Genomic DNA, 15,316 nt, shown 5'->3' on the forward strand with positions numbered 1-15,316 from the left:
GTTACTCGAATTCAAATTGATAGAGAAGATCCACGGCACTGTCTAGCCCCGATACGGCTTCAACATAGAGATCCTGCATCAATCGATAACGAACAGTAAACTCACCTAACGAGTTAAAGATACCTACGCCATACTTCACCTGTAAACCAGGGAGAATGTAGCCGCTGACCGTAACCTGGGAATCATCTCCAGAGCCTGCAGTATCCAGTTGCAAGTCCTGTACGCCAAAAGCCTCACCAATTTCGCCGACAACCTTGCCGCTCTTCGCCAAGCTTAAGCCAATTAAGGTCGTTGTCATTGAACCATTCGACTCACCATCAATATCTTGACCACGCAAAATATAAGACAACGCATTGGCTTGCGGCATCGCAGGATCAGAATAAATTTCGATGGTCGGCTCTGTCGCCGGGCCTGTCACTCGAATACCAGCTGTCACATCATCCTGAGTATTATCAGGGTTACGTATCGCATTGATCGCTACATATGGCTGATCTGGAGGACCATTCATTAGAATCTTACCTTCTTTGATCAAGAGATCTTGTCCAAAGGATTGGTAAGTACCATCGACGATGTTTACCTCACCTGTGATAAAAGGACCTTGGTCTTTTTGAGCCACATTGAGCTTACCAACCAAGTCGCCTTCAAGACCGAATGCTGACAATTTAAAGTCATCACCAATGGAGATATTAATATTGGTCATCACATTGAATGGAATCGTGTCTTCGCTCTCTGGCTCAAGATCTTTATTCAAGATAACTTGATCAGAAGAGACGCCGACCGCTGACGGTGGTAAGTCTTCGACAACGATACGTCCCCACGGTAATGCGATATCACCCGTAATTTTTGCAAGCTCTGGAGTGACATCAATGGTCATGTCAGGCACGACCTTCACCTTAACCATAGGCGGAATATCAACCATCAACTCGTCGGCAAACACTCTGACATTAGAGTGCCATGCTTTAAGATCCTGCCAATCCCCGGAGCCTTCGATATCAAGGTGACCATCGGGTGTTTCAACATTGGCATCTAACTTCGCGCTGTAGCCGTCAAAATCGAGGTCAATACGACCATCTTTAATATCGACTGGTGTGACATCGCCTTTGACTTGAATACCATCAACAGAGAATTGACCAAAGACTTGAGGATGCATCAAAGAGCCTTTTACCTGTAGGTCACTCTCAAGATCGGCCTTCAACAGGTTGTATTCGCCGAGGATTGGCTGTAAGAAGTCCAGATGGAAAGTTGTCAGCTTAATTGCCGCATCGACCATTTTGTCTTCTGCGAGAATGTCTGGTAACGACACCGAGCCAGACAGGTCACCATTGTCGGAAACATCCAGTTTAAAGTCGGCGTTCAGTTGGTTGTCTTTCAACTGTGCATTCAATGCAACGCTTTCCCAACCGAGTGTGATTGGCTCACCAACTTGTTGAACAGCCTGACCTTTCGGCATATCGACGCTTACCGTCACCTCAGGTTCACCTTGTTCCGACCATTTGGCATGAGCGGTCGCATTGACTAAACCCTGTAATTGCGTTTCTTTAGGCATGAGGGCTTGGATCTGCTCAAAGTCGAATTGGTTAACGCCCAGTTTGGCCTCACCTGACTTTCCAGCGCGGATATCCTCATCCAGACACACGCTCGAACCCGATTGCTTCCAACAGTGCGCTTGAACGTCGGCATACTGCTTATCGACATCCGCCTTAATCGCAACGGGTTGGTCTAATACCCAAGGTCCCTGTTGAGTGGTAATTCTGACTCTGTCTAACGACCCATCCCAAATAAGAGAAGGCTTCTGAATCAATTCTCCAGAGATAGCCAAACTGGTCGACACTATATCGGATATCACATCAAGTGTTACGGTATGCTGCTTCTCACCGCCATTCACGGTTAAATCAATGCTTTCCACATTTTGTTCTTGATAGGTTAAGTTCTTAGCTTTCAATACAAGATCGGCTTGAGCTTCAGGCAATGGCAGAGGAACCACTGAGCCATTAAGCGATAAGGATTCTAGTGTTGCTTCGTTATTCCAATCGACCTTATCAACATTAAGTGCGAGATCGACCTTTGGCTCTTTCGTTGGGCCACTAAGCTGGATATTACCCATCACTTTACCCGTCAGCTCTGGAACACTCTTATCTAACTGTGGAAAATTAATCGCAACGCCCATACCCCATTGCTTATCCAGTTGCCCTTGAGCCTTAATCGAATTAACACCGTGAGCCAAGCTCAAACCACTGGTTTTCAGTTTAGGTTCACCGCTCGCGCTGCGATCTGACGCTGACAACTGCCCTTTGATATCCAGAGGGTATTCTCGTAGGATCCCCTCGATATCGAGCTTAGGTAGTTCAATCGCCCAACCACCCGCTTGTGTCAGTTCACCCGAAGTTACGATGCTTCCGCTAATGTTACCCTCGGCTTCTGGCCACTGCAGACCCGGTTGTATGTCTTTGAGCGTCACATCGGCTTGCCAATTAACGAGCTTCTTCCAGTTAGCTTTAACTACACCATTTAGTTCGCCACCCAAGGTATTCAGTTTCAAGCGTTCAAGTTCAATCTGTTCCGTGGTGCCTTTACCTTGTAGATCTATTGTTAAGGCAGGTATCTCCTTACCATCGGCTTCAGCTTTAAGCTGCACATTAAAACCATCTAATGAACCATCGGCTTTGAATTTCTCAATTGCAGCTTGGTAGTCACTTTTACCTGTCAAAGGCCATTGCGCTTTACCTCCCTCTAAAAGAAGGTCAAATGGCAGAGTCGGTTCTAAGGGTTGAATATCCCCAGACAACTTTGCCTCAATCAATTCGGAGAACTGAGACTCTAGGCTTAACTTAGCCACGCTGCCTTGTGCTTTCAGAGACAGTTTCTGACCAGCAAGATCGGTTTCTTTCACCAACGCCCCCAAAGAAAGCTCTAGCGGATAGCCGCCCTTGAGCTCAACCTTCGTCGTTAGGTTCGCGCTTGCTTGTGGCATATCGAGTTCGAGACTGGAAACGTCAACCGTGTGTTTACCCGCGCGAGCTTCTAACCCGAGGTGATTCACAACAATTGGCGCTTCTTGTTCTAGAGTGAAACGGTTGAGATCAAAACGCTCCAACACAATCTGTAAAGGAATCCAAACTTCAGGCAACTCGATAGCTGTCTTAGTTGCAGTATCTGGCTCGACAATTTCTGATTGTGGATCTTCAGTAGACTCTGCAAGTTTAACCTTAAGATCATTGAATAAGGTTGGCGATACTGTCAGCTTTTCCCCCTGCATACTCAGGGCAGTAGAGAACAAACCCCATTCAATTTCATGACCTAAGATATTCAGTTTGATATCAGATAAAGCGATTCGATTAATGACGATTGGTAGTGGTGTTTTTACCGATGTTACGGGCGGAGTAGGTTCTGCCTCTTCTGTAGAAGCTGGTGGCAATTCAGTAAGTGCAAAGTCCAGCCCTTGAATTGCTAAGCGGTCAACACATACTTTAGGGTCAAGCAGACAGCGCGGATTGATCGCCAATACCAAATTTTCAACCTTGGTATCGATATGCAGGCTATCATCTTTGAACTGGACATTATTAAGCGTAAAGCTTGGGAAAAGAGCGCCTTTAGTACTTTCCACTTTCAGTTGTGGCAATGCTTTTTCAGCGCCCCACAACACAGTGTTCAACCCCGAATTGGTGAACAAAACAAAACCTAGTAGGGCTATCAACAATAACAAAATAGACGTCAATGAAATCGACGCCCACTTTATACACTTACCCACCACTTTGATCATAATTCTGGCCCTAAACTAAAGTGCAGTTGGAACTCATCACCTTTTTTCGCATCTAGACCCCAAGCAAAATCTAAACTCACAGGACCGACGGGGGACGCCCAACGAATCCCGACACCAGTACCATGTTTCCACTCTGGCGTGTCATTGAATGCATCACCAATATCGTAGAAAGCCGCTCCCCACCAATTCCCAACTAAGCGATATTGGTATTCAAACGAACTGGTTGCAATGAATTTCGCCCCCGTTAGTGCGCCACTTTCATCTCGAGGAGAGATAGACTCATAGCCATAACCACGGATGCTATTATCACCACCCGCAAAAAATCTTAAAGAAGGAGATAACTTATCAAATTCGTCCGCAAAGTTTCCGCCGAATTGAAGGCGGGTTAAACCTCGGTGGTTATTACCAATGCTTCGAATCCATGCGGTTTGCCCTTGAAAACGTACGACTTGGGTTTCAGATAACAAGGTATCATCAGCCGCTTCAACCATGATGGTTTGTTTATCGCCCCACATCGGCATTGAACCGCCTCGGGTTCGAGTGCGTGAGAAAGAGACACCTGGCAACACAAACTGCGCCAAATCGTCTTGTAAACCTTGTTTATAGTTTTCGACTAGGTATCGAATGAATACCGTGCGTTGCCAACCATTATCTAGACGCCAGTACCTTTCTAAGGCTAAGTTTGACTCCAAACTCTTGGTATCACGGTTATCCAGATTCTTCATTCCATACTTAATTTGATAGTAGTCATTAAGCACGTCATCCAATGGGATTTTATAAGCCGCCGTAATCGTCTGCTCAGGCTTGGAGATCGATAAACTACTATTAAAACTATGACCTTTCTCATTAACCCAAGGTTTCTTCCATTTAAGGGTACCTTTTACACCCAAGTCTGTTGATACACCGATACCCGTTTCAATTTGGTTCCGCGCTTGCGGAGCAAGGCTTACCTTCATCGGAATTTCTCGACCTTCACCCAATTGACTTAAATCAGGCTCAACAAAGACTGAAGAGAACCAATCCGTATTGGAAAGGTTTTGGTTGTATTCACCAACTTTGGTTATCGAGTAAGGTTCGCCATCTTCAAATGGTTTAAGTGACTGCACCTTCTCTTCTTCTATTTGGCTACCAGTAACCTGAGTAGAGCCAAAGTGATAACGAATACCACTGTTATAATGAAGGCGGACATAAGCGCGGTTTAATTCAGGAGCGACTTCTAGTTTGCTAAGATCATACGCCCCATCGAAGTAACCTTTCGCTAATCCAAGATTGCGGATCGATGATTTTAAAGAGTCATAGTTACCATGATTCAAAATCGAACCTTTAGACAACTTGCTCTTAGCTATTAAGGCCAAAAAATCAGGATCATCTTTGGCTTCACCAGTCAGAACAATATCTGAAGCATAAATAACAACCGGCTCTCCCGGCTCAACCGTAACAGTCAATTCGGTATCATCTTCAGAATGAGTAAATGTGATATTAGGTTGGTAGTAGCCTAATGCATTCAACGCTTCGTTGATCATCGACTCCAAGCGAGATTGAAATCTTAATGAGACCGAATACTCTTCTTCAGGAATCGCACTCAGATAAGCATCCACATTATCTGCAAGCGCGCCATCCAACCCTTTAATATCAAGGGAAACGTCAGCAAAAGCGAGCGTCGATGACAGTAGAGTGCCAATCAGAACTGGTAAAGTTTTTCTTATCATGTTTAATTGGTGAAGAAGTTATCAATACGTTAATAAGTGAAAAGAAATCATACCGCTAAAACGACATTGAGTCTGCAATAAATCCGGCAATAACACGGTCTAATGTAAAGACTTAATCAATATTAACCGGCCGTTAATATGAGCCTCCAGTTAATATAAACCTAGATCTAATGTTAACTAACGCGGTAAACGTATGCGAAAAGGAATATAACATGCTAAACAAACAACAACTGGTTTCCGCAGCAACCGCATTACCGGGAAATGCTGACCCAATCCGAATCACTGAGCGCCATTTCGTCAATCAAACTGACTTGCTCAATGCTCCTACGGGTTCTCAACAAGAAGTCCTACTTGGTATGGGATGCTTCTGGGGAGCTGAGCGTTTGTTCTGGCAGTTGAACGGCGTTATTTCAACATCTGTTGGCTACGCTGGTGGATACACAATTAACCCCACTTATGAGCAGGTATGTAGCGGACAAACTGGCCATACCGAAGTCGTTCGTGTCATTTTTGATAGCGAACAAACATCTCTCGCTCAAGTACTTGAAACCTTTTGGGAGCGTCATGACCCAACTCAAGGGATGCGCCAAGGCAACGATTTAGGGACTCAATACCGTTCTGCGATATACACCTTCAGCGAAGAACAACAGACTATCGCTGAGCACTCTAAACGTGAATACCAACGAGCAATGACTGAATCTTTGGGCAACGAAATCACAACGGAAGTTCTGCCTGCTGGAAAATATTTTTTCGCAGAAACCTACCACCAGCAATACCTAGCTAAAAATCCGAATGGTTATTGTGGATTGGGTGGAACAGGTGTGTGCTTCCCTCCGCAATAATGTGTTATACCAATCACAGTAAGTAAGTGATCATAAATAGCGCAGGAAAAATGCTTGAGAACAAGGCAGAAATTTTTGATAAGTAGTTATTCTACAATCAAAATTTCTAACGATGTTATCGAGTGTTTTAACCAGCTAGGATGAACAGTTATTTACTACGATTGGTATTAGGCATACAAACTAGAACAACATCCATTAAAAAAGGGCTTCCGCTAGGAAGCCCTTTTTTAATGGAAATCTATTTGACGAAATGCAAATCTATAACAGTCAGTTACACCGGCAGCGCAGCAATGGTGCCGTTAACCTCTTTAAAAATCGTTAGCTTTTGTTTGTCTGAAACTTCAGGAAGAAGCACCTTGCCTTGGTCGAAGCGAAACTCTCCGATACCCTCTATAGCAAACTGGCCTTTGAACAGGACTTTAACGAAACGCGCCACCTGATGTGGACGGTAAGTAGAAAATTTTCTTAACATAATACAACCTCAATTCCATTTGAGTACTACAGCCACGTACCTGAACACCAACGTATTCAAAGCACATTAAATCGCTAATTCCTTTAGCAAACAGCAAGATAATCTATTGTTCATCTCGATATTGATGCATTATACCTTTTGGTAACAAGCCTGCAACTTATTTCTACACCGTACGATAAAAAAGTTAAAGAGGCATTTTTCAAATTTCATATTATACTTCCAGAGCAAACCAATAAGCGGAACAAAAATATAATGAAAAACAAAACTCTACTGGCTTTTTTAGCCGCAGCCTCTCCACTTTTCGCCAATGCTCATAATCTATCAGTCGGTGCAACTCTGCCTGCTGTCGATGTTAGCAACTATGGTGAAATCGTACTAAACGACGGAAATACTGGATATCAAGCTTGGGCAACCAATGATCTTCTAGGTAAAGTTCGCGTCGTTCAAGCTATTGCTGGCCGTAGCAGCTCGAAAGAGCTCAACGCACAACTGATGGCAGCAATTACAGCATCGAAATTCGCAGAAGACAGCTACCAAACCACTACCATCATCAACCAAGATGATGCGATTTGGGGGACTGGGTCTTTTGTTAAATCGTCAGCAGAAAGTAGCAAAGAAGAATTTCCATGGTCTTCTATGGTGCTAGATGAAGACGGAACCGTAGCGTCATCATGGGCTTTAAAAGAAGAGAGCTCAGCGATTATCGTTCAAGACAAGCAAGGTAAAATATTGTTTGTTAAAGAAGGGGCATTAAACGACTCAGAAGTCACTCAAGTTATTGAGTTGATTAAAGCGAGCCTTTAATAAGATATTCGCGTCTTTTTCGAGACCTGACCAAAGGATATTGTTATATTATAACAGTATCCTTTTTTAATTCTGTGGTTAATCATCCTGATGTGGAAAAACACACCTAATAATGTGAAACGTAAAACAGGCTTCTTGCTTGGGCTGATGCTCATGTTGAGCGTGTTAGCAGCGACACATATTGTGGATATCGACCCACATCATCACTCTTCACATCATTGTGAGCTGTTTTCGATAAATCAGTTCATAACGGCGCATTCACTTCCACAGATCCCAGAGTTCCATTCGGAATTTACTGTCGCTATCACAGAGTCAGTCGTTTCGTTACAGCGCCTGTATTTCGCTTATTTAGCACGTTCACCTCCTGTAAAGATTTCTTAATTACCACTACTTTTTAATTAACCTTTATTCAGGAAAAAAACATGAAACCTACTATTCTAGCCGTTGTTATCGGTATGACTGTCTCTACTAATGTTCTAGCTAACGAAGAATTCCGCTCTCACGAAGCACACGTGCACGGTAAAGTTGAGGTGAACATCGCTCAAGATGGGCAAGAACTACTTGTTGAAGTAACAGCTCCCGGCGCTGATGTGGTTGGCTTTGAACATGCTCCAGAAACTGCTGAGCAAAAGAAAGTATTTGAACAAGCGATTGCGCAATTAAACAAGCCAGATGAGCTATTTGGTTTCAAAAATGCAAGCTGTACTCTGAAGTTCAAGTCGGTGACGAACACCTTGGAAGGCGATCATGATGACCATGAAGGCCATGACCACGCTGAACACGCTGAACACGACCATGATGACCACAAAGGCCATGACCACGCTGAACACGATCATGACGACCACAAAGGCCATGACCATGCTGAACACGATCATGACGACCACAAAGGCCATGACCATGCTGAACACGACCATGACGACCACAACGGTCATGATCACGCAGAACACGACCATGATGACCACAAAAGCCATGACCATGCTGAACACGACCATGATGACCACAAAGGCCATGACCATGCTGAACACGATCATGATGACCATGAAGGCCATGACCATTCAGAAGGTGGGCACGGCGAATTCACTGTCGAGTACCATTACCAATGTTCAGATATTGCGAAGCTAGATACCGTGAGCACTCAATGGTTCTCTAAGTTCAGCAACACAAAATCAATGACGGTAAACCTTCTAACTGACAGCGCTCAAATTCAAGAAGTGCTTAACGCAGATCGTATTAGTTTTCGATTCTAATCAGTATTAGATTGAATTAAACGTAGATACGCAGCCAAGTAAGTAGTCACTTACTTGGTTGTGCAAATCGGTGTGTTCTGGGAATTTATTTTTCTAGTAGCTGTCCAGTAAATACACCGCTTTAATCATTGGAGCTAATATGTCTTTTGACAGTTCATCACTTGTGGTCAAACTCGAAAATATCAGCTTTCGTTGGAAGCCTGAATTACCCCCAACGCTAGAGATCCCCTCACTGCATATCCAAGCCCAAGAGCACCTTTTCATCAAAGGGCCTAGTGGTTGTGGAAAGTCAACATTGCTAGGGTTACTGACCGGAATCAACCAAGCTGAACAAGGTGAAGTTTCAATCCTTGGCCAAGACCTCACACAGCTAACACCTCGTCAGAGGGACAAGTTCAGAGCCGATCATATTGGCTATATATTCCAACAATTTAATCTGCTTCCTTACTTGTCAGTGATCGACAATGTGACGCTTCCTTGCCAGTTTTCTAAGATTCGTAAGCAGCAAGTCACTGAAAGTCAGAACAGCCTGCAAGCAACCGCTCAAGAGTTGTTGCTCAGATTAAAGCTACCTCAAGCTCTAATGGACAAGCCTGTTACCGAGTTGAGCATTGGTCAACAACAACGTGTTGCTGCCGCTCGCGCTTTGATCGGCCGACCGAAAATCATTATTGCCGACGAGCCAACCTCGGCTTTGGATCATGACAACCGAGAAGCCTTCATCGAATTGTTACTAGAGCAAGCAAATCAAGCCGGGTCTACTCTGATATTTGTCAGTCACGATCCAACATTAGAAAAGCTGTTCACTCGAACCATAGATTTAAAAACCGTTAACCAAGCTAAGGTTGTCGTATGAAAGTAATTACTCACTTAGCCCTAAAAAGCGTACTCAACCGTAAAGCCACCGCTATTCTGACGATTCTCACCGTGGCAGTATCAGTGATTCTATTACTCGGTGTTGAACGTGTAAGAACCGAAGCAAAGAGCAGTTTTGCTAATACGATTTCAGGTACCGACCTTATTGTTGGTGGCCGCTCTGGTCAGGTAAACCTACTGCTTTATTCGGTATTTAGGATTGGTAATGCAACCAACAACATCGACTGGAAAAGCTATCAAGAATTTAGCCAACATAATGCTGTAAAGTGGGCGATACCCATCTCATTGGGAGATTCACATAAAGGCTTTCGTGTAATGGGCACGAACCATAGTTACTTTGATAATTATCGCTATGGAAGTAAGCAACCACTTACTTTTCAACAAGGCAAAGAGTTCAATCAGCTATTTGATGTCGTGATTGGTGCCGATGTCGCGAAGAAGTTAGATTACAAGATTGGCGATCACATCATTCTGGCGCACGGTATCAGTGATGTCGCCTTCAGTCGCCACGACAACCTGCCCTTCACCATTGTCGGAATACTCGCGCCAACCGGCACACCAGTAGATAAAACGGTGCATGTTTCGTTAGAGGCCATTGAAGCGATTCACGTTGGTTGGGAATCGGGGGCTAACCTAGGCCACACACCGAATGCTGAAGCGCTAAAGCAACGTGACTTCCAACCAAAGCAGATTACCGCGATGATGGTTGGCCTTAAATCGAAGATCCAAACCTTTGCACTGCAACGAGAAATCAATAACTACCGCCAAGAACCTTTGAGCGCCATTATGCCAGGTATTGCGCTTCACGAATTGTGGGGAATGATGGCCGTAGCAGAGCAAGCACTACTGATTGTTTCAGGGTTTGTGGTAATCGCGGGACTGTTAGGGATGCTGAGTAGTCTACTCACTAGCTTGCAAGAAAGACGTCGAGAGATGGCCATTCTGCGCGCGATGGGAGCAAGGCCTCGTCATGTGTTCGGTTTACTGATCAGTGAAGCAAGTGCCCTAACCTTCCTCGGTATCACATTGGGTGTTGCCGTGTTGTTTGCGCTAATCGCAGTAGTTGCTCCTATTGTGCAACAAAGTTATGGTATCAACATATCGGTATCCGCAATCACACCCCATGAGTGGAAACTGCTTATGTTGGTGCAAGTTGCCGGAATCATTATTGGCTTTATTCCCGCTTTCAGAGCTTACCGTCAGTCATTGTCTGATGGCATGACTATCCGAATCTAAAATAGGAACCTACGATGCAACGCAAATTCCTACTGATACTTGGGTTACTTATGTTCCCATTTATCAGCACAGCTCACGCTGAAACCACTCAGACTGACGAATCGGTATTAACACTCGATTGGATTGACTTGATTCCAGAGTCAGAGCGAGCACAACTCGACTCATTTGGTATGCCTATGGTTAACCACGACAGTATGGACAAACCTCAACAATCGACACTTGGCGCTGTTCGCCCAGAGCTGAATGGCAGCACAGTCAAGATTCCTGGCTTTGTGATTCCATTGGAAGGCGATGAGAACATGATCACTGAGTTTCTGTTAGTACCGTACTTTGGCGCATGTATCCACGTACCGCCACCGCCGCCGAACCAAATCATCTACGTGAAGTTCCCACAAGGCGCTCCAATCCAGCAGCTATGGGATGTGATTTATTTAGTAGGTACACTAAAAACCGAGTCAATAAGCCACGACTTAGCTCAAACCGGTTATCTTATTGAAGGTACTGCGATTGAAGAATATGACGACATGTAGTCATTAGAAGGGTGGCTCACGGATGAGCTGCCGTCACTGAACGAGTGAGATCATTCAATAACAGTTTAATAACGATAATTTTATTCTAAATTATGCGATGTAATTAGACAAGTACGCTAGAACAGCGACGTAAGTAGCGAGTAATAACCCTATACTAAGCTGTTTCTTCAGCTTGTTATCATTGACTTGATTCATAACTCCTCCTTGAGAATTACAACAAATTTAACATTTTATTATCATTAGCAAAAGTAAAATTTTGTTGAAACCTTCAACTCTGCACGCAAAATCTAGCCACCAATAAGATAAAGAGTTACATTTTAGACAGTTAAGTCGTTTCCTTAGGGTACTCTTATGTCAGAAACCAAACAGCCAGTGATCATTGAGCATGCTAGCGATACACAGCAAAAGCATGAGAAAAAGCCTCATATTGCCGATAGTGCAAGCAGAATGCGGCACATCGCACAAAGCTTCGGCCTCGATTCCTTAATTGGTCATAGTGCAAAGCCAAACGATAAAGCTGAGAGTACGCTTATCGAACGGGCACTATTACGAGAGAAAAAACGTAGAGAGCTTCGCCAAAAGAACCTAGAACAGATTCTAAAGTTGGCACACTCTTCATGTAAGGATGAAGCGGCTGGAGATCCTGATCAGGACTGGCTATACCGTTTCTTCGATATGGCACAAGAGATCCACAATACATCGATGCAGAGGCTATGGGCTCAAGTACTGAAACGAGAAGTCACCAACCCAGGCTCGACTTCGATGAAAGCGCTGCAGATCTTAAAAGACATGACACCAAAAGAAGCGCTCACCCTGCAAAGAGCAGCGTCACTTGGTTGTAGCTTTGGTAGTGATAACAGCAGAAAACTGTTACTCGGCTTTAAATCCCATGCTGGAATCTTCAGCTTTGGTAAAAGGGACACCACCAACACCATCAATCTTGGTGGACACAACCTTCCCTACTCTAGCTTGCTCCACTTGATTGAACTCGGGATTATTCTGGGCACAGAACTAGAATCTGGAGAGATTGATTTCGATCCTGCTCTGCACTTAACTTATCAAGGTAAGGGCATGTCACTGGCACCATTATCAAAAGGGGTAAAGCTGATTTACTACCGATTCAGTCCAACAGGCAATGAGCTTTGCAACTTACTTGGCAACAAGCCTAACACGCAGTATTACGACCAGCTGATTGCGCTATTGAGCCAAAAATTTACGGTTCAAACAGAAGTTAAAAGCAGTGTGAACTACACCGTCTAGACAATCGATACTGTAAAAAATAGACGGTGTACGCTGTGAAGAGTATTGATAAGAGTGAAGAGAATCTAGAGGATAAGGTTCTTGTCTCGGAAAACCAAGGCTGCACTATTTATCCGCAGTGAATTAAGCAGATAAACAGGAGAGTAGCCTTAGTCATACCATCGATCTCAATTGGATAAAATATTACGCTTCTCTAAAGCCTCAATACACAATTCGACCAGTTCATCGAGTGTCTTTTCGCCCGCGGGTAGATCTATCTCAGGGCTCTGAGGCGCTTCGTAAGCTGAACTGATACCAGTGAAGTTCGGGATCTCTCCAGCACGTGCTTTCTTATACAGGCCTTTAGGGTCACGCTGTTCGCAAACCTCAAGTGGTGTATTGACGAACACCTCAAGAAACTCACCTTCCGGCAATAAATCACGCACCAACTGTCTCTCCGCTTGATGTGGAGAAATAAACGCTGACAATACAATCAAACCCGCATCCGCCATCAATTTAGCAAGTTCACCAATACGACGGATATTCTCTCGGCGATCCTGCTCAGAGAAGCCAAGGTCGCTACATAACCCATGACGCACATTATCGCCATCCAATAAGTAAGTATGGTAACCAAGCTGTGCCAAGCGATTTTCTAATGCTCCAGCGACTGTCGACTTCCCAGAACCAGATAATCCCGTGAACCAGAGCACGGCTGGCTTTTGTGATTTCAGATCAGAGCGGAATGTTTTATCAATCGAGTGTTGATGCCACACAACATTCTCATCTTTTGGTTTGAGTACTGCGGTCATAATTAGTCCTTTAAATAAACAGCATTAAAATGGGAAAAAATAAGGAATTAGGGTCAGCACCAAACCCGAATAAACAATCGAGATTGGGATGCCGATGCGCAGATAATCCGTAAGGTGGTAATTACCTACGCTATAAACAAGTAAGTTGGTTTGGTAGCCGTATGGCGAAATAAAACTGGCACTGGCACCAAACAGAACCGCCATAATAAACGGCATTGGGTCAACGCCATAACCGACAGCCATACTGTAGCCAATTGGGAACGAGAGTGCCGCGGCCGCATTATTGGTCACCAACTCAGTCAGGACCAACGTCATGAAATAGGTCGCGACTAGCGCTCCAAACACGCCCCAGCCATTAAAGGCTTCCATAAACATCAGCCCCATTCGCTCAGACAACCCAGATGAAATCATCAGTTGAGCAATAGAGAGTGCCGAACCAACGATCACGACAATATCGACGGGGAAGCGGCGGCGAAGCTCACCAAGTTGTACTACACCAAATGCCACTAGCAATAATAAAAATCCCGCTAGCCCTTTAATAATAGGGACTACATCAGCGAGCGATAACCCAATCACACTGGCAAAGCCGAGCAACACAAACGTCGATTTATCGGCATCAAGCTTGGCACTCGAGTCCAAGTCATTCATCAACACAAACTCTTTGTTGTGTTGCTGGCGCTGTTCTTCAAAGCGTTTACCGGGAACCAAAATCAAGGTATCACCAGCGGTCAATGTGATATTCCCTAGCCCACCTTCAAGGCGCTCATGGCCACGACGAATAGCAACTACAACTGCATCGAAACGGTCTCTAAACTGGCTTGTTTTGAGGGTTTTATTACAGAAGCTTGCCGACGAACTCACCACCACTTCAACAAAGCTCTGGCCGTTAAGGTGATGCTGGCCAAACAGGGTCAACCCTTGAATTTCTTGTAGTGTCGCTACGCTTTCAACGTCGCCACAAAACAGCAACCGGTCACGAGCTTGAAGAATAAAATCAGGGTCAATCGAAGCCGTGGTCTTACCGTCGCGAATCACTTCGGCTAAGAACAATTTTCTCAAAGCTCTGAGATTATTTTCGCTAACACTGCGGCCAACTAACGGTGAGCCAGGTTCAACTCGCGCCTCTAGAAAGTAAGGCAGATCGTCCTGCGACCCATCATCGTAGCTTGGTAAGAAGTAACTCAGAGGGATAAGAATCAAAACACCACCCACCAAGACCGCTAAACCGATCAAGGTTGGTGTGAAAAAGTTTAAGCTTGGCAATCCCGCATCTTCAACAAAACTATTGATGATCAAATTGGTTGAAGTGCCGATCAATGTCAGGGTTCCGCCTAAAATGGCAGCGTATGACAAAGGGATAAGTAACTTAGATGGCGCGTGCTGTTGATTGCGTTTGATCGCACCGATCAAAGAGACAACCACCGCTGTGTTATTAGTAAAAGAAGAAAGTAGCGCTGTGGAAATACCCAACTTCGCAACCACGGTACCTAGCCTACCTTCAGAGATATTGCGGCTAACCCAGCTGATTAAGCGAGTTTTCTCCAACGCACTTGATGCGAGGATCAGAAGAATTAAAGTCAGTAACGAGGAGTTAGTGAAGTTATTGGCTAGGCTCGACAAGTCGATCATACCAGCCATAAAAGCAATAAAAGCCGCGCCAGCAAAGATAAAGCTTGGCTTAATACGGGTAACGAGCAGGCAAGTAATGATGCCGAGCAAAATCGCTAATACAAATCCTTGTTGCCACATATACCCGTCCTTTATGGCGGAAACAATCGGTTTCCGCCTGATT

Annotated in this window: 13 protein-coding genes; 8 read left to right on the plus strand and 5 right to left on the minus strand. The window is 44.6% G+C overall.

All coding sequences use genetic code 11. The features are described from left to right. Nucleotide 1: 1 nt before the first annotated feature. Together AB6E08_RS08240 and AB6E08_RS08245 are read right to left on the minus strand one after the other, a co-directional pair. Entirely contained in the window at nt 2-3,760 is a 3,759-nt protein-coding gene (locus AB6E08_RS08240; RefSeq protein ID WP_102250213.1) for a translocation/assembly module TamB domain-containing protein, read from the minus strand. Then, the gene (locus AB6E08_RS08245; protein WP_017100024.1) at nt 3,757-5,469 is read right to left on the minus strand and encodes an autotransporter assembly complex family protein; all 1,713 of its coding nucleotides are present in this window, start codon (nt 5,467-5,469) and stop codon (nt 3,757-3,759) included. The genes AB6E08_RS08240 and AB6E08_RS08245 overlap by 4 nt, the downstream gene beginning before the upstream one ends. A gap of 212 nt (nt 5,470-5,681) precedes the next feature. On the opposite strand from AB6E08_RS08245, the gene msrA reads away from it, so the two are divergent. Further along, the gene (gene msrA, locus AB6E08_RS08250) at nt 5,682-6,311 is read left to right on the plus strand and encodes a peptide-methionine (S)-S-oxide reductase MsrA (protein ID WP_017100023.1); all 630 of its coding nucleotides are present in this window, start codon (nt 5,682-5,684) and stop codon (nt 6,309-6,311) included. Between the two features lie 271 nt (nt 6,312-6,582). Here the strand turns inward: msrA and AB6E08_RS08255 are convergent, their stop codons facing one another. After that, nucleotides 6,583-6,783 carry a DUF1107 family protein gene (locus AB6E08_RS08255; protein WP_004735283.1) on the minus strand — a complete coding sequence of 67 codons (201 nt, stop codon included), beginning with the start codon at nt 6,781-6,783 and terminating at the stop codon, nt 6,583-6,585. Nucleotides 6,784-7,035: 252 nt separating this feature from the next. On the opposite strand from AB6E08_RS08255, the gene AB6E08_RS08260 reads away from it, so the two are divergent. The 7 genes from AB6E08_RS08260 (at nt 7,036) to AB6E08_RS08290 (ending at nt 12,736) form a co-directional block, all read left to right on the plus strand. Next, on the plus strand, nt 7,036-7,587 hold the full coding sequence (locus tag AB6E08_RS08260) for a YtfJ family protein (protein ID WP_009847759.1): 552 nt from the start codon (nt 7,036-7,038) through the stop codon (nt 7,585-7,587). A gap of 90 nt (nt 7,588-7,677) precedes the next feature. Next, complete coding sequence (locus AB6E08_RS08265; RefSeq protein WP_012604884.1) at nt 7,678-7,968, plus strand: DUF2607 domain-containing protein; 291 nt, start codon at nt 7,678-7,680, stop codon at nt 7,966-7,968. A 41-nt stretch (nt 7,969-8,009) separates the two neighbouring features. Continuing rightward, a complete protein-coding gene (locus tag AB6E08_RS08270) occupies nt 8,010-8,834 on the plus strand; it encodes a DUF2796 domain-containing protein (protein ID WP_371692652.1) in 825 nt (274 codons plus the stop codon). 139 nt (nt 8,835-8,973) lie between these two features. Next, nucleotides 8,974-9,690 carry an ABC transporter ATP-binding protein gene (locus AB6E08_RS08275; protein WP_017100021.1) on the plus strand — a complete coding sequence of 239 codons (717 nt, stop codon included), beginning with the start codon at nt 8,974-8,976 and terminating at the stop codon, nt 9,688-9,690. Further along, the gene (locus tag AB6E08_RS08280; protein ID WP_009847762.1) at nt 9,687-10,946 is read left to right on the plus strand and encodes an ABC transporter permease; all 1,260 of its coding nucleotides are present in this window, start codon (nt 9,687-9,689) and stop codon (nt 10,944-10,946) included. Before AB6E08_RS08275 ends, AB6E08_RS08280 begins: the two co-directional genes overlap by 4 nt. A 14-nt stretch (nt 10,947-10,960) precedes the next feature. Then, nucleotides 10,961-11,476, plus strand: coding sequence for a DUF3299 domain-containing protein (locus AB6E08_RS08285; protein WP_009847763.1), 516 nt, complete (start codon nt 10,961-10,963; stop codon nt 11,474-11,476). Between the two features lie 351 nt (nt 11,477-11,827). Continuing rightward, the gene (locus tag AB6E08_RS08290; protein ID WP_017100020.1) at nt 11,828-12,736 is read left to right on the plus strand and encodes a TIGR03899 family protein; all 909 of its coding nucleotides are present in this window, start codon (nt 11,828-11,830) and stop codon (nt 12,734-12,736) included. A 167-nt stretch (nt 12,737-12,903) separates the two neighbouring features. Here AB6E08_RS08290 and cysC read toward each other — a convergent pair whose 3' ends face one another. Both cysC and AB6E08_RS08300 read right to left on the minus strand, forming a co-directional pair. After that, on the minus strand, nt 12,904-13,524 hold the full coding sequence (gene cysC / locus AB6E08_RS08295) for an adenylyl-sulfate kinase (RefSeq protein WP_017100019.1): 621 nt from the start codon (nt 13,522-13,524) through the stop codon (nt 12,904-12,906). A gap of 24 nt (nt 13,525-13,548) precedes the next feature. Beyond that, entirely contained in the window at nt 13,549-15,273 is a 1,725-nt protein-coding gene (locus tag AB6E08_RS08300) for an SLC13 family permease (protein ID WP_017080873.1), read from the minus strand. Nucleotides 15,274-15,316 lie beyond the last annotated feature (43 nt).

Source organism: Vibrio sp. 10N.247.310.24 (assembly GCF_041467175.1).
GTDB classification, from domain to species: domain Bacteria; phylum Pseudomonadota; class Gammaproteobacteria; order Enterobacterales; family Vibrionaceae; genus Vibrio; species Vibrio tasmaniensis_A.

Excerpts from the sequence above, each read along its gene's own strand:
- AB6E08_RS08240 (WP_102250213.1), bottom strand. The coding sequence starts at position 3,760 with ATGATCAAAGTGGTGGGTAAGTGTATAAAGTGGGCGTCGATTTCATTG.
- AB6E08_RS08245 (WP_017100024.1), bottom strand. The coding sequence starts at position 5,469 with ATGATAAGAAAAACTTTACCAGTTCTGATTGGCACTCTACTGTCATCG.
- msrA (WP_017100023.1), top strand. The coding sequence starts at position 5,682 with ATGCTAAACAAACAACAACTGGTTTCCGCAGCAACCGCATTACCGGGA.
- AB6E08_RS08255 (WP_004735283.1), bottom strand. The coding sequence starts at position 6,783 with ATGTTAAGAAAATTTTCTACTTACCGTCCACATCAGGTGGCGCGTTTC.
- AB6E08_RS08260 (WP_009847759.1), top strand. The coding sequence starts at position 7,036 with ATGAAAAACAAAACTCTACTGGCTTTTTTAGCCGCAGCCTCTCCACTT.
- AB6E08_RS08265 (WP_012604884.1), top strand. The coding sequence starts at position 7,678 with ATGTGGAAAAACACACCTAATAATGTGAAACGTAAAACAGGCTTCTTG.
- AB6E08_RS08270 (WP_371692652.1), top strand. The coding sequence starts at position 8,010 with ATGAAACCTACTATTCTAGCCGTTGTTATCGGTATGACTGTCTCTACT.
- AB6E08_RS08275 (WP_017100021.1), top strand. The coding sequence starts at position 8,974 with ATGTCTTTTGACAGTTCATCACTTGTGGTCAAACTCGAAAATATCAGC.
- AB6E08_RS08280 (WP_009847762.1), top strand. The coding sequence starts at position 9,687 with ATGAAAGTAATTACTCACTTAGCCCTAAAAAGCGTACTCAACCGTAAA.
- AB6E08_RS08285 (WP_009847763.1), top strand. The coding sequence starts at position 10,961 with ATGCAACGCAAATTCCTACTGATACTTGGGTTACTTATGTTCCCATTT.
- AB6E08_RS08290 (WP_017100020.1), top strand. The coding sequence starts at position 11,828 with ATGTCAGAAACCAAACAGCCAGTGATCATTGAGCATGCTAGCGATACA.
- cysC (WP_017100019.1), bottom strand. The coding sequence starts at position 13,524 with ATGACCGCAGTACTCAAACCAAAAGATGAGAATGTTGTGTGGCATCAA.
- AB6E08_RS08300 (WP_017080873.1), bottom strand. The coding sequence starts at position 15,273 with ATGTGGCAACAAGGATTTGTATTAGCGATTTTGCTCGGCATCATTACT.